The organism is Streptomyces sp. NPDC088707 (assembly GCF_044752725.1).
Lineage (GTDB): Bacteria > Actinomycetota > Actinomycetes > Streptomycetales > Streptomycetaceae > Streptomyces.
Map to the genome: position 1 here is coordinate 39993 of NZ_JBIVLV010000011.1, position 15401 is coordinate 55393.

14 protein-coding genes are annotated in these 15401 nt (G+C 72.8%); 6 read left to right on the forward strand and 8 right to left on the reverse strand.

The window, feature by feature from the left end; genetic code table 11:
* Nucleotides 1–100 precede the first annotated feature (100 nt).
* Entirely contained in the window at nucleotides 101–538 is a 438-nt protein-coding gene (gene arfB / locus ACIP84_RS29310; RefSeq protein WP_355963962.1) for an alternative ribosome rescue aminoacyl-tRNA hydrolase ArfB, read from the forward strand.
* A gap of 72 nt (nucleotides 539–610) precedes the next feature.
* On the opposite strand, the gene ACIP84_RS29315 is transcribed toward arfB, so the two are convergent.
* Complete coding sequence (locus ACIP84_RS29315; protein WP_355963961.1) at nucleotides 611–1174, reverse strand: flavin reductase family protein; 564 nt, start codon at nucleotides 1172–1174, stop codon at nucleotides 611–613.
* Between the two features lie 288 nt (nucleotides 1175–1462).
* Here ACIP84_RS29315 and cdgB point away from each other — a divergent pair, with 288 nt between their 5' ends.
* Complete coding sequence (cdgB, locus tag ACIP84_RS29320) at nucleotides 1463–3292, forward strand: diguanylate cyclase CdgB (RefSeq protein ID WP_401801776.1); 1830 nt, start codon at nucleotides 1463–1465, stop codon at nucleotides 3290–3292.
* 95 nt (nucleotides 3293–3387) lie between these two features.
* Nucleotides 3388–4374, forward strand: a complete 987-nt coding sequence (locus ACIP84_RS29325; RefSeq protein ID WP_401801779.1) for a carbohydrate-binding protein — start codon at nucleotides 3388–3390, stop codon at nucleotides 4372–4374.
* An 89-nt stretch (nucleotides 4375–4463) separates the two neighbouring features.
* Here the strand turns inward: ACIP84_RS29325 and ACIP84_RS29330 are convergent, their stop codons facing one another.
* From ACIP84_RS29330 to ACIP84_RS29345, 4 genes are all read right to left on the reverse strand, one after another.
* Entirely contained in the window at nucleotides 4464–4883 is a 420-nt protein-coding gene (locus ACIP84_RS29330; protein ID WP_401801781.1) for a hypothetical protein, read from the reverse strand.
* A 130-nt stretch (nucleotides 4884–5013) separates the two neighbouring features.
* Nucleotides 5014–5934: a 1-phosphofructokinase family hexose kinase gene (locus ACIP84_RS29335; RefSeq protein ID WP_401801783.1), complete on the reverse strand. Its 921-nt coding sequence runs from the start codon at nucleotides 5932–5934 to the stop codon at nucleotides 5014–5016.
* Between the two features lie 136 nt (nucleotides 5935–6070).
* Complete coding sequence (gene nagA, locus ACIP84_RS29340) at nucleotides 6071–7213, reverse strand: N-acetylglucosamine-6-phosphate deacetylase (protein ID WP_355963955.1); 1143 nt, start codon at nucleotides 7211–7213, stop codon at nucleotides 6071–6073.
* Nucleotides 7213–8172, reverse strand: a complete 960-nt coding sequence (locus tag ACIP84_RS29345) for an ROK family protein (protein ID WP_073911562.1) — start codon at nucleotides 8170–8172, stop codon at nucleotides 7213–7215. The genes nagA and ACIP84_RS29345 overlap by 1 nt, the downstream gene beginning before the upstream one ends.
* 196 nt (nucleotides 8173–8368) lie before the next feature.
* Here ACIP84_RS29345 and ACIP84_RS29350 point away from each other — a divergent pair, with 196 nt between their 5' ends.
* The 3 genes from ACIP84_RS29350 to otsB are packed head-to-tail and all read left to right on the forward strand — an operon-like array spanning nucleotide 8369 to nucleotide 10899.
* On the forward strand, nucleotides 8369–9676 hold the full coding sequence (locus ACIP84_RS29350) for an ABC transporter substrate-binding protein (protein WP_401801786.1): 1308 nt from the start codon (nucleotides 8369–8371) through the stop codon (nucleotides 9674–9676).
* Nucleotides 9677–9734: 58 nt separating this feature from the next.
* Nucleotides 9735–9998, forward strand: a complete 264-nt coding sequence (locus ACIP84_RS29355) for a DUF3263 domain-containing protein (protein WP_355963951.1) — start codon at nucleotides 9735–9737, stop codon at nucleotides 9996–9998.
* A 58-nt stretch (nucleotides 9999–10056) separates the two neighbouring features.
* Complete coding sequence (gene otsB / locus ACIP84_RS29360) at nucleotides 10057–10899, forward strand: trehalose-phosphatase (RefSeq protein ID WP_355963949.1); 843 nt, start codon at nucleotides 10057–10059, stop codon at nucleotides 10897–10899.
* Between the two features lie 94 nt (nucleotides 10900–10993).
* On the opposite strand, the gene ACIP84_RS29365 is transcribed toward otsB, so the two are convergent.
* The 3 genes from ACIP84_RS29365 to ACIP84_RS29375 all read right to left on the reverse strand — a co-directional run bounded on the left by ACIP84_RS29365 (nucleotide 10994) and on the right by ACIP84_RS29375 (nucleotide 15343).
* Entirely contained in the window at nucleotides 10994–12439 is a 1446-nt protein-coding gene (locus ACIP84_RS29365) for a trehalose-6-phosphate synthase (RefSeq protein WP_401801789.1), read from the reverse strand.
* A 94-nt stretch (nucleotides 12440–12533) separates the two neighbouring features.
* Entirely contained in the window at nucleotides 12534–14363 is a 1830-nt protein-coding gene (locus ACIP84_RS29370; RefSeq protein ID WP_401801792.1) for a hypothetical protein, read from the reverse strand.
* Between the two features lie 38 nt (nucleotides 14364–14401).
* Nucleotides 14402–15343 (reverse strand): glucosyl-3-phosphoglycerate synthase, encoded by a 942-nt coding sequence (locus ACIP84_RS29375; RefSeq protein ID WP_401801795.1) that lies wholly within the window; start codon nucleotides 15341–15343, stop codon nucleotides 14402–14404.
* Nucleotides 15344–15401: the final 58 nt, after the last annotated feature.

Genomic DNA, 15401 nt, shown 5'->3' on the forward strand with positions numbered 1-15401 from the left:
TCGTGGTGTCTTCGCCTGGTGAAACGCGTGGTGCCCCCGGACGGTTCCCGGCGCGCTCCCGGCGAAAACAGGATGACTCCGATGGCCCCCTGCGGGGAACATGGAGGGCATGTCCGGTCCGTATCCCATCCGCGGCTCCGTCTCGCTCCCCGAGGCCGAGCTCCAGTGGCGTTTCTCGCGTTCCTCGGGCCCGGGCGGTCAGCATGTGAACACCAGCGATTCCCAGGTCGAGCTGCGCTTCGACCTCGCGGCCACCGACGCGCTGCCCGAGGTGTGGAAGGCCCGCGCCCTGGAGCGCCTCGCCACCCGCCTGGTGAACGGCGTCGTGACGGTCCGCGCCTCGGAGCACCGCTCCCAGTGGCGCAACCGCGAGACGGCGGCGGTGCGGCTCGCCGCGCTGCTCGCCGAGGCGACGGCCCCGCCGCCGAAGCCCCGCCGTCCGACGAAGATCCCCCGCGGCATCAACGAGCGGCGGCTGCGTGAGAAGAAGCAGCGCTCGGAGACGAAGCGGACGCGCCGGTCCGGCGACTGGGGCTGAGCCCGCCCCGTACCGCCGTGGGCCCGGGCGCCACGGTCCGGGCGTGGGGCGGCAGGCCGGTGCCGTCGCGGTTCAGGACAGGCTCCGGTACTTCCCCTGGTAGTACGTCAGCGGTCCGCCGCCCGCCGCCCCGGCGTCCACCGTCAGGACCCGGCCCACCACGAGCGTGTGGTCACCGGCCACGACCCGGCTCTCCGTGCGGCATTCCAGGGTCGCCAGCGCGCCGCCCATGAGCGGGGCGCCGCTCTCCTCGCCGCGGGTGTAGGGCAGGTCGGCGAAGAGGAGCCGGTCGCTGACGCGGTTCTTCATGGCGAAGCGCCCGGCGATGTGCCGCTGGTTCTCGCCGAGGATCGACACCGCCCAGACGGGGACGTCGGTGAGCAGGTCGTCCATGCGGGAGCCGTTGCGCAGGCTGACCAGGACCAGGGGCGGGTCGAGGGAGACCGACACGAAGGCCGTGGCGGTCATGCCGACGTCCTCGCCGCGCGGGCCGTCGTCGGGGTCGTGCGCGGTCACCAGGACCACACCGGCCGCGAGGCGGGACATCGCCGCCCGGAACTCGTCGTTGCTCACCCCCTCAGCATGAGGGATGGCCAGATCGGACACGGGGGGCGAGGTCGGGGTCGTCTGCAGCACGTTCGCACGCTAGTCCCGGCCGTTCGGGTGCCGCATCGGGCCCGGGGACCAGGCCGCCACCCCCGCCGGTCCTAGGACCCGGGGCCCGGGGCGGGGGCGGCCCGGCGGCGACCCGCGATGACCTGCTGTGACTTGAGTCACAGCGACCAGTATTTGCTGACCCTGTGTACCGGGTGCGCAGCTCGCTGTGATTCAGTGGCAGTGACAGTGCAATACGAACGGTGACTGTGCAACACGAAGCCGATGAGAACCCTGGAGTTGCTGTCGAGGTCTCGGGGAGAGCGAGCGATGGAGACCGAGTCGGAGCCGTACGTCCGTCTCTCGACCCTGCGGCAGCTGCATCAGGTCGTGGCGGACCTCAACACTGCGCGCAGCCTGGCGGACACCCTGCAGACCGTCGCCGACGGCGTGGTCGCCGGTCTCAACTACGAGCTTGCCTGCGTCAACCTCGTACGCCCCGACGGTGACCTCGTCGTCGCCGCCTTCGCCGGCAGCTCCGCCGCCGAGGCCCTGATCACCGGCCGGGTCGGCTCCCGCGCCTCCTGGGACCGCCGCCTGTCCATGGCGACCGCCTGGGGCGACCTGCGGTTCATCCCGCACACCGAGGGCTGGGTGCTGATGGAGGACGACGTCCCCCAGTGGCACACCGACGGCCCCGCGCCCCGCTTCGAGGACGAGTGGCACCCGCACGACCGCCTCTACGCCCCCATGTACTCGCCCAGACTCGGCTCCGCCCGCCCGGGGGGACCCCCGCCCGGCTCCGGCCGTGAGCTCCTCGGGGTCATATCCGTCGACCGTCCGCGCAACGGCCGGCACCCCGGCCCCTGGGGCCAGGAGGCGCTCCAGATGTACGCCTCCCAGTCGGCGATCGCCATCAGCAACGCCCGGCTCCGCTCCAACATGCAGCGTGCCCTCGTCCGCCTGGAGCGGGAGCAGCAGGCGCTCCGCGCCAGCGAGGAGTCCTTCCGTCAGGCCTTCGAGTACGCCCCCTCCGGCATGGCCATCGCCGAGATGGGCGGCGACCAGCACGGCCGGCTCCTGCGCACGAACGACGCCCTGTGCCGGCTCCTCGGCCGGCCCGCCGCCGCCATGCGGCGCTACTCCTTCGCCGACCTCGTCCACCCCGAGGACATAGGGACGCTGCTGCGGACCTCCGCCGAGGGCGGCAGGGCCGAGCTGCGGCTCGGGCGGCGCGACGGCACCTACGTGTGGGTGTCCCTGCGGAACTCGGTCGTCGCCGACGCCGCCGACGGCCCCCGATTCCTCCTCACCCACGTCGAGGACATCGAGGAGCGCAAGCGGCACGAGCTCCAGCTCGCCCACCGTGCATCGCACGACGCCCTCACCGGCCTCCCCAACAGCGCCGAGCTGCGCTCCCGGCTCTCCGCCCGGCTGTGCGAGCGCCCGGCGGCGCACGTGTCGGTCGACCAGGCCGCGGGGTACGGCGGGGTGTACGAGTCGGGGCGGGACGGCGGCTACGGGACGGGGTACGAGTCGGGGTACGGCCAGGGGAACGCCGATCAGCCCGGCCACCCCGCGCACGGCGCCGGATACGACTCCACCGGCTCGGGCGGCTCGGGGGGCCCGGGTCACTCGGGCTACGAGTCGCCGTACGAGCACGAACACGAGCACGGCTTCGGTTTCGAGCCGGCGGGCGTCGGCCCGTACGACCACCACGTCCACATGGTGGCGCCCTCGGGCGGTGACATCGACGACGGCACCAAGGGCCTCGCCGTCCTCTTCTGCGACCTCGACGGCTTCAAGTCGATCAACGACCGCTTCGGGCACCACACCGGGGACGCGGTGCTCATCGAGGTCGCGCGCCGGCTCACGACCGGGGTCCGCGACGGTGACACGGTCGCCCGGCTCGGCGGTGACGAGTTCGTCGTCCTCGCCGACGGTCTCGGCGCGGCCGACGCCGCCGACCTGGCCGTACGCCTGCGCAACGCGATCATTCCGCCGATCCGGGTGGACGGTCGGGCGGTTCGGGTCGGGGCGAGTTTCGGCATCGGATGGGCCGAATGCGGGATGACCGTGGAAGAGGTCCTGAACTCCGCCGACCAGCGGATGTACGTGGAGAAACGCTCCCGCGCCAAGGTCCACCGGCGCGCCGGCTGAGGCTCCTGACTCGCCCGGGGCCGCTTCGGGGGCTGGTCCGTTCGGGGTAGGCTCGGCCGGTCGGCGACGGCTGGCGAGCATGGAGAGGAACCCGGATGGCTGCCGGTAACGACGGCGCGAACAAGCCCGAGAACGACGACCCGTTCGGCTACCTGTACGAGGACGGTCAGGCCGCGGGCGCCCAGCCCCCGGGCGGGGGCGGCTACGGCTATCCCGGCCCCGCCGCGGCTCAGCCCGGTGTGCCCCGGACCTCGTACAACCAGGTCAGGACGGTCGGCGAGCGCCAGTACGGCGGGCACGGCGGCCAGCAGCACGCGCAGCCCTACGTACCGCCGCAGCAGCAGGCCCCGTACGGCCAGCCGCAGGCGCAGTACGCCGCCCCGGAGACCTACGGCGGCCCGCCGACCCGGCAGGGACCCCCGCCGCAGCACCACCACGGGGGTGGCTCCGGTCGCGGCCCCAACACCCGGGGCATCCTCATCGGCGCGGTCGCGGTCGTCGCGGTCGTCGTGGTGGGCATCGCGGCCGCGGTGATCACGAACTCGGGCAAGGACGACGACAAGAACAACCAGGCGAACACCGGCGGCACCACCGCGACGGCGCCGGCGAAGCCGTCCGACGAGCCCAGCACCGAGCCGAGCGCGGACGAGACCCCGGCCGAACTCCCGAAGCAGGACGCGGCGACGCTGAAGCTGGGCGGCCCGGCGGCACTCGCTACGACCGTGAAGGGCGCGAAGGGCCCGGGCGGGTCCTACGTGGCCTTCAACGGCGAGGGCGGCTCGGCGAGCTGGTCCGTCGAGGTGCCGAAGTCCGGCGCGTACACCCTGCGCATCATCTACAGCGTGCCCGGCAAGGACGCCAAGACCTCCCTTACGGTCAACGGCGCGCCGCCGCGCGAGGTGAACATGTCCAACTTTGCCAAGGCCGCCGAAGGCGACTGGGAGAAGGGCTGGACGTACACGTACGCCTACGTGGACCTCGACAAGGGGAACAACGCCCTGAAGATCTCCTGCGAGACCGGGAACTCCTGCGACGCGATCCTGGACCAGGTCTACCTGGAGGCGGGGAAGACCGGTCGGTGACCGCCGGGCCGCCGCAGCCGCCGGCCCGCACGGGTCCGGCGGCCTCTCGGGCGTAGTCCTGGGTCACGCGGGTGACAGGGCTCGGACGCCTACCAGTCGGTGCAGTGGTTCTTCGTGCTGCCGTCACTGTTGACGCGGGCCACCTGGATCCCGATGTCGAAGAGGCCGTTCTGGTGCGAGGCCGTGGTGTTCCAGGTGGTGGTCCTGCCCTGGCCCTGGGAGTTGGTACGCCATGGCCAGTAGTGGATCTTGCCCCAGACGTCCTTCGAGACCAGGCGGATCCGGACGCTGTTTCCGTCGCCGACCGTGTCGGTCAGAGTGAACTTGATGGGAATCGTGGCGTCGGGTCCGTGCCAGTTGGTCGCGGACATGTCCCCGTATGCGCCGGTCGTGCCGCAGCCGCGGACGACGGTGAAGCCGTCGGCGGCGTGAGCCGACCCGGCCGTCGACAGAGATAGTGCGAGTGCCGAAACGAGGACTCCCGCAGTGGTCATGGCCTTCTTTGGCATGCGCATTCCTGGTGTAGTGCGAACGATTTCTCGTGATCCTCGCTCACACGTTCGAACGAATGCGCGTCGGCCGCGATAGGTAGTCATGTCGGCAGGAAGAGGCCGGTGTCTGGCTCGAATGGCAGGGTCCTCAGGCCGTGACTGCCGTGACGCGGACCTGCGCCAGCAGCTCCTCGTAGGCCGTCGGGTCGAACTCGCCGGCCACCGGGGAGAGCACCGTCGCCGCCGATAGGGCGACCGCGCGGGAGAGGCGGTCGGGCCAGGGGGCGTCGTCGGCCAGGCCCGACAGCAGGCCGGCGACGGCCGAGTCGCCCGCGCCCGTCGGGTTGCCCTTCACGGCTGCCGGCGGGGCCGCGCGCCACAGGCCCTCCGGGGTCGCGGCGAGCAGGCCGTCGGGGCCGAGCGAGGAGACGACCGTACGGGCGCCGCGGCCCCGTGCCTCGCGGGTCGCGCGCAGCGGGTCGCGGGTGCCGGTGAGCTGGGCGAGTTCGTCCGCGTTGGGCTTGACGAGGTCGGGGCGGGCGGCGATGCCGCGCCGGAGGGGTTCGCCGCTGGTGTCGAGGAGGACGGGGACTCCGGCCGTACGGGCGAGGCGGACGAGTTCCGCGTACGCCCCCACATGGATGCCCGGCGGGAGGCTGCCGCAGAGGGCGACCGCCGTGGCGCCGTCGAGGAGCGCGGTGAAGCGGGTGCGGAAGACGGTCCACTCGGCGGCGGTGACGGTGGGGCCCGGTTCGTTGAGCTGGGTGGTGTCGCCGCTCGCGGTGTCGACGATGGCGACGGTACGGCGGGTGGGTCCCGCGGTCTCGACGAGCTCGTCGCGGACCGGGGTCGCGGCCAGCTGCTCGCGGAGCACGGCACCGGTGGCGCCGCCCGCGAAGCCGGTGGCGACGGTCTCGTGGCCGAGCGCGGCCAGCACCCGGGCGACGTTGAGGCCCTTGCCGCCGGGGCGCTCGATGACCTGGGTGACCCGGTGGGAGGCGTGCGGGGTGAGGGCGGGGACCCGGTAGGTCAGGTCCATCGCTGTGTTGAGGGTGACCGTGAGGATCATCCGACCAACCCCCGTACTCCGTGTGAAGTCCTGCGGAACGCGCGCTCCGACGGGCACTGATCATGCCAAACGAAAGGCGGTTGGCCCAGACCCCCGGCCCACCGCCGTTCCGTGTGACTCCTGATCAGAAGCGTGCTCAGGCCTTCGGGTCGACGATCCACTCGCCCTTGCGCATGACGCCCTTGAGGTTGAACTCGGCGTCCAGGACCACGATGTCGGCGTCCTTGCCGGGGTCGAGGGAGCCGACGCGGTCGTACACGCCGAGCAGTCGGGCCGGGTTGGCGGAGATCGCCTGGACGACGGACTCGACGGGGAGGCCGTCGATGGTGGCGGCGCGCTTGAAGGCGCGGTCCAGGGTGAGGGTGGAGCCGGCGATGGAGCCGCCCTCGACGAGGCGGGCGACGCTGTCCTTCACCTCGACCTCCAGGGGGCCGAGCATGTAGCGGCCGTCGCCGAACCCGGCGGCGTCCATGGCGTCGGTGATGAGGGCGACGCGCTCGGGGCCCGCGTGGTGGAAGGCGAGCTCCAGGGCGGCGGGGTGGAGGTGGGTGCCGTCGTTGATGAGCTCGACGGTGATCCGCTCGTCCTCCAGGAGGGCGGCGATCGGGCCGGGCGCGCGGTGGCCGAGGGCGGGCATCGCGTTGTAGAGGTGGGTGGCGACGGTGGCGCCGGCGTCGATGGCCTCGACGGTCTGCTCGTAGCTGGCGTCGGTGTGGCCGATGGCGGCGATCACGCCGTGCTCGGCGAGCAGGCGTACGGAGTCGATGCCGCCGGGCAGTTCGGTGGCGAGGGTGACCATCTTGGCCTGGCCGCGGGCGGCGTCGATCAGCTTGCGGACGTCGGCCGGGTCGGGGTCGCGGAGCAGCGTCTCGTCGTGGGCGCCCTTGCGGCAGGGGGAGATGAACGGGCCCTCGAAGTGGAGGCCGGCGATCTCGCCCTGTTCGGCGAGCTCGGAGAGCAGCCCGGCCCGCTGGGTGAGGAAGTCCATCTCGCCGGTGACGAAGGAGGCGACGACGGTGGTCGTGCCGTGCAGCCGGTGGGTGTGGACGCCCTTGAGGACCTCGTCGACGCTGCCGGAGGTGAAGGACGCGCCGCCGCCGCCGTGGTTGTGCATGTCGACGAAGCCGGGGACGAGCCAGTGCCCGGTCAGGTCGAGGGTCTCGGCGCCTTCGGGGACGGCCCCGACGATGCGCTCGCCGTCGACGATCACACGTCCGTTCTCGACGATTCCGGTGGGCAGCACGACGTGTGCGCCGGCGAGAACCTGGTGATCGGCCATCAGGCGGAAACCTCCGAGTCGGTGGGGCGCTGGGGGCGCCGGTCGGCGAGCAGGTCCCAGGCGAGGAGGCCCGCGCCCAGGCATCCGGCGGTGTCCCCGAGGGCCGCCGGGACGATGGCGGGCAGCTTCTGGAACGTGACTCGCTCCTCCACCGCGGCCCGAAGTGGTGTGAACAAGGTTTCCCCGGCCTCGGCGAGTCCGCCACCGATGATGAGCGTGCGGGGGTCCAGCAGGGTGAGGGCCGTGACCAGGCCGTCCGCGAGGGCGTCGACGGCGTCCTGCCAGATCCGGAGGGCGGCGGCGTCGCCGGACTCGACGGCCTTGGCGCAGTCGGCCGCGTCGGCCTTCGGGTCGCCGCTCGCCTCGGCCCAGGCCTGGGAGACGGCGGAGGCGGAGGCGTACCGCTCCAGGCAGCCGCGCTGGCCGCAGCCGCAGACGGTGCCGCCGGGGCGGACGACGATGTGGCCGATCTCGCCGGCGTAGCCGTGGGCGCCGGCCTCGATGCGGTCGCCGATGCCGATGGCGCCGGCGATGCCGGTGCCGAGGGGCACGAAGAGGAAGCGGTCGGCTCCGTTGCCCGCGCCGATGCGGCCTTCGGCGAGGCCGCCGGTGCGGACGTCGTGGCCGAGGGCGACGGGGATGCCGTCGAGTCTGCCGCTGAGGAGTTCGCGCATGGGAACGTCGTGCCAGCCGAGGTTGGCGGCGTAGACGGCGATGCCGTTCTCCGCGTCGACGATGCCGGGGACGGCGACTCCGGCGGCCGCCGCGGGCTCGCCGTAGCGCTCCTGGCCGAGGGCGCGGAGCTCGGCTGCGAAGCCGAGGATCGTCTCCACGACGGCCTCGGGGCCGCGGTCGCGTCCGGTGGCGCGGCGGGCTTCGTGGAGCAGGGTGCCGTCCGCCCCGACGAGGGCGGCCTTCATGCCGGTGCCGCCCACATCCAGGGCGATGACGTGTCTCACGGGTGACAGTTTGGCCCTGGGGGACCCAAAAGGTCTAGTCCACTGCCGAGGATTGTTGCGTACGGATACAAATTCGGGTCCCGTCATGGGGCCCATCGTCCCGGTGACGTTGCGGAAGTGATACCCGAGTGGTGTAGACCTCATACCCGCGCACGCGAGAGACTTACGGCCCTGCGCAGAGCAAACGTGCGGCTCGATGCAGCTCAACGACGAGCAAAAGGTGGATGAAGCCGTGGAGCGGCGACGATTCCTTGGATTGACCGCGGCCGTCGCCGCACTCGGACTGACCGCCACGGTCGCCGGCTGTGGCTCGCTCGGAGGCGACTCCGGCGACGTGACCCTGAGACTGGTCGCGGCCGACTACGACCTCACCGGCGGCGACACCACCAAGAAGTACTGGGCCGACCTCGTCACCGCCTTCGAGGCCGGCCACCCCGGCGTCAAGGTCGAGGTGCAGGTCGAGTCCTGGGACGACGTCGACCGCAAGGTCGCCGAGATGGTCGCGGCCGACAAGGCCCCCGACATCGCGCAGATCGGCGCCTACGCCGACTACGCCGCCGCCGACCAGCTCTACGCCGCCGACGAGCTGCTCTCCATACCCGTCCAGTCCAACTTCCTCGCGCCGCTCGTCGACGCCGGGGAGCACAAGCGGATCCAGTACGGGCTGCCCTTCGTCGCCTCCACCCGGCCGCTGTTCTACAACAAGTCCCTCTTCGACGAGGCCGGCGCCAAGGCCCCCACCACCTGGGACGAGCTCGCCGAGGCCGCCGAGAAGCTGAAGGACAACGGTGTCCGCACCCCCTTCGCGCTGCCCCTCGGCCCCGAGGAGGCCCAGGCCGAGGCCCTGATGTGGATGCTCAGCGGCGGCGGTGGCTGGACCGACGGCACCGACCACTACGCGGTCGACTCCGACGCCAACATCAAGACCTTCGACTGGCTCAAGAACAAGCTGGTCGGCAAGGGCCTCACCGGGCCCGTCGCCCCCGGCAAGCTCAACCGCAAGGCCGCCTTCGCCGCCTTCGCGAACGGCGAGGTCGGCATGCTCAACGGCCACCCCTCGCTCCTCAAGGAAGCCGCCAAGAAGGGCGTCGAGGTGGGCCAGGTCCCGCTCCCGGGCGCCGACGGCCACGCCGAGGCCGCCATGGGCGTGGCCGACTGGATCATGGGCTTCAAGCAGAACGGTCACCGCAAGGAGATCGGCGACTTCCTCAACTTCGTCTTCAGCGACGAGAACGTCCTGAAGTTCGCCGGCGACAACGACCTCCTGCCGGTCACCGTCACCGCCTCCACCCGCATGGAGACCGAGCCCGAGCACGCCAACCTGCGCGTCTTCCTCAAGACGCTCCCGGAGAGCCAGCTCCCGCCGGTCGGCAAGACGTCCTGGGCCAAGGTCAGCGAGAACGTCAAGCAGAACATCGGCAAGGCCGTCACCCCGGCCGGGGTCCCCGCCGAGGTCCTCGGCGCGATCGGACGCGCGGCGACGGCGGCGGAGAGCGCCGAGTAGGCGTTCGCGCGACCGGGCGGCCACGGCGTCGAGGAGCGCTGGATAATAGGTTGGTCGCATGACCGAGGAGCGGGAAGCGGCGGACAGCGGTGACGAGGGCGGGCTCGGTGAGCGCGAGCGGGCCCTCCTCGCCGTGGAGCGCCGCTCCTGGCCGGGGCCCGGCGCCAAGGAGCGTGCGGTCCGCGAGACCCTCGGACTCTCCCCGACCCGCTACTACCAGGTGCTCAACGCCCTCCTGGACGACCCCAGGGCCCTCGCCCACGATCCGGTGACGGTGAACCGGCTGCGACGGGTGCGGGACGAGAAGCGGAAGAGGCGGTAGCGCTCCCGTCTTGTTCGCGGCCCTGACGTGGGCGGCGTGCGTGGGTAGGGTCGGGAGTATGGTCAGTCTCCCGCATCCGACCACATCCGCCGGCCGCGACGGTCTGGCCGCGCTGCTCGCGCGGCCCGAGAAGGCCGTCGTCGCCCTCGACTTCGACGGCACCCTCGCCGAGATCGTCCCCGACCCCGAACGGGCCCGCGCCCACCCCGGCGCCGTCGAGGCGCTCGCCGCGCTCGCGCCCGAGGTCGCCTCCGTCGCCGTCGTGACCGGTCGCCCCGCCGGGGTCGCCGTCCGGTACGGCGGCTTCGCCGGCGTCCCCGGCCTGGAGCACCTCGTCGTCCTCGGCCACTACGGCGCCGAACGCTGGGACGCGGTCACCGGCACCGTCCGGGCCGCCGCCCCGCACCCGGGCGTCGCCTCCGTCCGCGCCGAGCTCCCCGGCTTCCTCGACCGGGCCGGCGCCTGGCCGGGCGTCTGGATCGAGGAGAAGGGCCGCGCGGTCGCCGTCCACACCCGCCGCGCCCTCGACCCGGAGGGCGCCTTCGAGGCCCTCAAGGGCCCGCTGAGCGACCTCGCCACCCACCACGGCCTCGTCCTGGAGCCCGGCCGCATGGTCCTGGAGCTGCGTCCGCCGGGCATGGACAAGGGCGTCGCGCTCGCGGAGTACGTACGGGAGGTGGGCGCCGGGTCCGTGCTCTACGCGGGCGACGACCTGGGTGACCTGCCGGCCTTCGCCGCCGTCGAGAAGCTCCGCTCCGACGGCACCCCGGGCCTGCTGGTCTGCAGCGGCTCGACGGAGGTCCCGGAGCTGGCCGACCGCGGGGACCTGGCGGTGCCGGGCCCGCCGGGGGTGGTGGAGTTCCTGGGGGCGCTGGCGGCGGCGGTACGGGGGGAGGCCTGAGCCGGGGCCGGGCCCGTCAGCCCTTCCGTACGAGCAGGTCCACCGGGCTGGTCGCCTCCCCGGAGCGGGCCGCCGCCCCGGAGCGGGGCGGCTCCTAGCTCTCCTCCCGCAGCGCGTCGAGCTGGTTCAGGAACCAGCGCTGCGGGGGCAGGGCCGTCGCCTTCGCGGCGAGGCGCTTCGTGCGGTCGGCGCGTTCCGGCAGGGGCATCGTCAGAGCGGTGTGGAGGGCGTCGGCGGTCTCCGACACGTCGAAGGGGTTCACCGCCAGGACGTCCTCCCGCAGTTCCTTGTACGCGCCCGCGCCCGTGGACAGGACGAGCGCGCAGCCCGCGTCCGAGACCACCGGTATCTCCTTCGCCACCAGGTTCATGCCGTCGCGCACCGGGTTGACCAGGGCCACGTCCGCCAGGCGGTACGCGGCGAGGGAGCGGGTGAAGTCGTCCTCCACGGACACGATCACCGGCTGCCAGTCCGCCGTGCCGAACTCCGCGTTGATCTCGGCGGCCAGTTCCGCCACCGAGGCCGTGTACGCGCGGTACGACTGCAGGTCCTGCCGGGAGGGGTACGCCGAGGCCAGGTGGACCACCCGGTCCCGCCACTCGGGGTGGACGGTGAGCAGCTCCCGGTAGGCGAGGAGGCCGCGCAGGATGTTCTTCGAGAGCTCCGTGCGGTCGACGCGGACGACGGTGCTGCGCCCGCCCACCTCGGCGCGGAGCCGGGCGAGGGCCTCGTCCACCTCGGGGCGGTGGGCCAGGGCCCGCAGCTCGTCGCCGTCGACGCCCAGCGGGTACGCCCGGACCCGGGTGCGGCCCTTCCCCGCGCCGTGGCGGCGCCACTCCACCCCGTGCCAGGGGTCGCCGCTCGGCCACACGCCCCGGGCCGTCCCGGTCGGGTCGTCGCGCTGGGAGCAGCAGCTGATGAACGCCGACGCCCATCCCCAGGTGTGGAAGCCCAGCTCGTCGGCGCCGAGCATGCCCCACAGGAGCTCCTCGACGATGTCGTCCGGCACCATGCGCAGGTACTCGGAGGACACCCACGGTGTGTGCGTGAAGTGTCCGATCCGCAGGTCGGGGCGGAGCTCCCGCAGCATCCCGGGGACGAGCGCCAGGTGGTAGTCCTGCACCAGGACCGCCGCGCCGTCGTCCGCCTCGGCGGCCAGGGCCTCGGCGAAGGCGCGGTTGTAGGCGCGGTACGACTCCCAGAGGCGGCGGAACTCCGCGTCGAAGACGGGCTCGCGGGGGGTGTCGTACAGGTGGTGGTGGAGGAACCACAGCACCGAGTTCGCGATGCCGTTGTACGCGTCGGCGTACACCTCCGGGTCGATGTCCAGCATCCGGACGCCCGGCTCGGCGATGCCGCGCCGGACGGCCTCCCGGTCGCCCTCGCCGAGCGCCGCGCACACCCACAGGCTGTCCTGCGAGGAGACGGCGCTCAGCCCGGAGACCAGGCCGCCGCCGCCCCTGCGGGCGTCGAGCTCACCGTCCTCCCCGCGCACGTACGAGACGGGTCCCCGGTTGGATGCCACGAGCACAGATGCCATGGGGCGAACCTAGCCCGTCCGGTAAACGCTCAAACGTACGTATACGAGACGGGTGGATCCGGCCACGGAGGGTGGCCGGACCTCCGGACGGCCGTCAGTTCTCGCGCCGGCCGCGCATCGCCGCCTTCGCGACCAGGCCCGTCGCCGCGAGGGCGAGGCCCAGGGCGCCCAGCAGCCACAGCCGTTCGCCGTTGCCGCCGGTCTCGGCCATCGAGCCGCCGCCGTTCCCGCGCGGTCCCGGGGCCGGGGGCGCGGGGGCGGAATCGGCGGGGGCCGGGGGCGGCGTGGGCTCGACCGGGGTCGGTGTCGGGTCCACGGGAGTGGGCGTGGGGTCCGCCGGCGTCGGGGTCGGATCCACCGGGGTCGGTGTCGGCGTGGGGGTCGGCTTCGGCTTCGGCTTCGGCTTCCGGATCTCCGGGGCGGCCCCGCAGGCCGGGTCCTCGCTGCCGGCCGCGCAGTTGGAGCGGGGGGTCTCGACCACCACGCGGTCGCGGAGCCGCCCGTCCCCGGCCGGCGGGTTCTTGATCTTCACCGAGTAGGTGACGGTCGCCGTCTTCCCGGCCGGGACGGTCCCGACGTACCCGATCCTCGGCGCCTGGTAGGTCGCCGTGCCCAGGTCCGTCCGCACGTCGCCCCGGTAGTCGGCGTCGTCGAGGTTCCCGGTCAGGTCGTCGCTGAACCTGGCGTTCGGGTAGTCGTGCGCGCTGACGTTCTTCGCGGTGATCGTGTAGGTGAGCGTGTCGCCCGGCTTCACCGTGCGCGGGCTCGCCGTCTTGGTGATCTCCAGGTCGGGGACCGGCACGGAGAAGGCCAGCGCGGAGGGCACGTAGGTGTCGCCGCGCGTCGAGAAGGTCAGATCGGCCGAGGTGGCGCCCTGCGGGACGGCGCCGTCGGGGATGTCGAAGGCCTTCGCGTCGATGCTCAGGTTGTCGACCAGGTCGGGGGCGACGGCACCGTCGTCCCCGCTGATGAAGAAGTTGCCGGTGCTGCCCGTGTGGGCCTCGGTGACGTTCCTGCCGTCGACGAGGAAGGTGTCACCCGGGGTGTTCCGGTCGCCCTCGTACGCGGTGACGCTCGCCCGCGCCTTGCCGCCGCTCCGGCGGAAGCCGTCCACGGTGATCGTGGTCGCGGGGGAGGAGGAGCGCTGGAGGACGTGCCCGCCGTACACGTACACGTTCCGCCGCTCGGGCGCGCGGACCGGGTCGGGGCCCGGGAACCGGTGGACGACGGTCAGCGACCAACCCGCCACGCAGCCCTTGCCGCCGGGCGCCCAGATGTTGCCGACGGCCACCTGTGCGTCCGTCCCCGAGGTGCCCGCGAACGCCGCCGTCACGTCCGACTCGCCCGTGTAGTAGTGCGGGCCGTCGGTGTCGGCCGGGTCGGCGACCATGCTGTCGATCGAGACCGGGGTCGCGGCGCCGGTGCCGACCCTGATCACCGGGGCGGTCGTCGTGGGGTCGCCGGGCGAGCGCTCGACGTCGGCGCCGGAGATGTCGCAGCGCTTCAGCTGCGCCCCGCTCGGGCCCTTGTACGTGCCGTCGTTGCCGCCCCAGAAGAGCCGGGCGTACGCCACCTCCGCGCCCGCCGGGATCCGCACCCGGCCGGTGCTGGAGCCGTACGCGCTCCCCAGGGCGCCGGCGTCGAGCCGCCGCATCACGAAGGTGTCGTCGTTGTCCGCGCCCTGGCCGGTCGCCGCGAGCGCACAGCGGGCGGCCAGGTCGGCGGGGGCGGTCGGACAGCCCATGACCGTGTTCCCGATGGTCGTGAAGTCGCCGTACAGCGATTCGCCGTACCGCTTGCCGAACGGCTCGACCACGTCCGCCGCGGCCGGCCCCGCCGCGGTGAACGCGAGCGAGCCCGCCGTCAGTCCGACGGCCACGACGGCCGCGAGCACCCTGCCCAGGTGATGTTGTCTGAAGCGCATAAAAGGGCAATGTAGGCAAAACAGATCATCATGGGGCGTTACGCCACGCGGCGGCGGGCGTACTCCACGATGTCGGCCATCGGTGGCCGCTCCTCCGTGTCCACCGCGTACGTCCGCGGCTCGAAGCCCTTCTCGCCCCGCTCGAACTGCGTCAGCAGAGGCCGCACCAGATGTCCCCGCGAGAGCCGCAGCTGCGCCGTCCGGTAGATCGCCGCCGCCATCCGGCCCAGCGCCTGCCCGTCCTGGTGCCGGTGCTTGCGCACCCCCACGTCCACCTGCGCGAGCGCGTCCAGACCCACCGTGTGCAGCGCGTCCACGAGCAGCCCGAGCTCCACCCCGTAACCGACCGGGAAGGGCAGCCGTTCGAGCAGGGACCGGCGCGCCGCGTACTCGCCGCCCAGCGGCTGTACGAGGCCGGCCAGCTGCGGCCAGTGCAGATTGAGCAGAGGGCGGGCCACGAGCTCCGTCACCCGACCCCCTTGACCAGGGGTGTCTCCGAACGGGCGGTCGTACATCGCCTTCACGAAGTCCACGTCCGGGTCGGTGAGCAGCGGGCCCACGATCCCCGACACGAAGTCCGCCGAGAAGTCCCGCAGGTCCGCGTCGACGAAGCACACCACGTCCCCCGTGGTCACCATCAGCGACCGCCACAGGACCTCGCCCTTGCCCGGCACGGCCGGTATCCGGGGGAGTATCGCGTCCCGCGCGACCACCCGCGCCCCGGCCGCCGCCGCCACCACCGCCGTACGGTCCGTGGAGCCCGAGTCGATCACCACCAGCTCGTCGACGAGCGGTACCGCCTCCGACATGAGCTCGCGCCGGATCACGGCGACGATGTCACCCACCGTCGCCTCCTCGTTCAGCGCCGGCAGGACGACGCTGACCTTCGTGTTCCGCTTCGCGGCGAGGATCCGCTCCAGCGGCCGGTCCGCCACGGACCAGGACCGCCGGTCCAGCCAGCGCTCCACCTCTTCCAGCACGTGATCTCCATCTCGCGGTTCGGACGGCCGGTCCAAGCGTCCGGGCCTTCGGTTACAG

What these genes read in the sequence shown, in the direction of transcription:
- arfB (WP_355963962.1), top strand. Translation starts at nt 101, where the DNA reads ATGGAGGGCATGTCCGGTCCGTATCCCATCCGCGGCTCCGTCTCGCTC.
- cdgB (WP_401801776.1), top strand. Translation starts at nt 1,463, where the DNA reads ATGGAGACCGAGTCGGAGCCGTACGTCCGTCTCTCGACCCTGCGGCAG.
- ACIP84_RS29325 (WP_401801779.1), top strand. Translation starts at nt 3,388, where the DNA reads ATGGCTGCCGGTAACGACGGCGCGAACAAGCCCGAGAACGACGACCCG.
- ACIP84_RS29330 (WP_401801781.1), bottom strand. Translation starts at nt 4,883, where the DNA reads ATGCCAAAGAAGGCCATGACCACTGCGGGAGTCCTCGTTTCGGCACTC.
- ACIP84_RS29335 (WP_401801783.1), bottom strand. Translation starts at nt 5,934, where the DNA reads ATGATCCTCACGGTCACCCTCAACACAGCGATGGACCTGACCTACCGG.
- nagA (WP_355963955.1), bottom strand. Translation starts at nt 7,213, where the DNA reads ATGGCCGATCACCAGGTTCTCGCCGGCGCACACGTCGTGCTGCCCACC.
- ACIP84_RS29350 (WP_401801786.1), top strand. Translation starts at nt 8,369, where the DNA reads ATGCAGCTCAACGACGAGCAAAAGGTGGATGAAGCCGTGGAGCGGCGA.
- ACIP84_RS29355 (WP_355963951.1), top strand. Translation starts at nt 9,735, where the DNA reads ATGACCGAGGAGCGGGAAGCGGCGGACAGCGGTGACGAGGGCGGGCTC.
- otsB (WP_355963949.1), top strand. Translation starts at nt 10,057, where the DNA reads ATGGTCAGTCTCCCGCATCCGACCACATCCGCCGGCCGCGACGGTCTG.
- ACIP84_RS29365 (WP_401801789.1), bottom strand. Translation starts at nt 12,439, where the DNA reads ATGGCATCTGTGCTCGTGGCATCCAACCGGGGACCCGTCTCGTACGTG.
- ACIP84_RS29370 (WP_401801792.1), bottom strand. Translation starts at nt 14,363, where the DNA reads ATGCGCTTCAGACAACATCACCTGGGCAGGGTGCTCGCGGCCGTCGTG.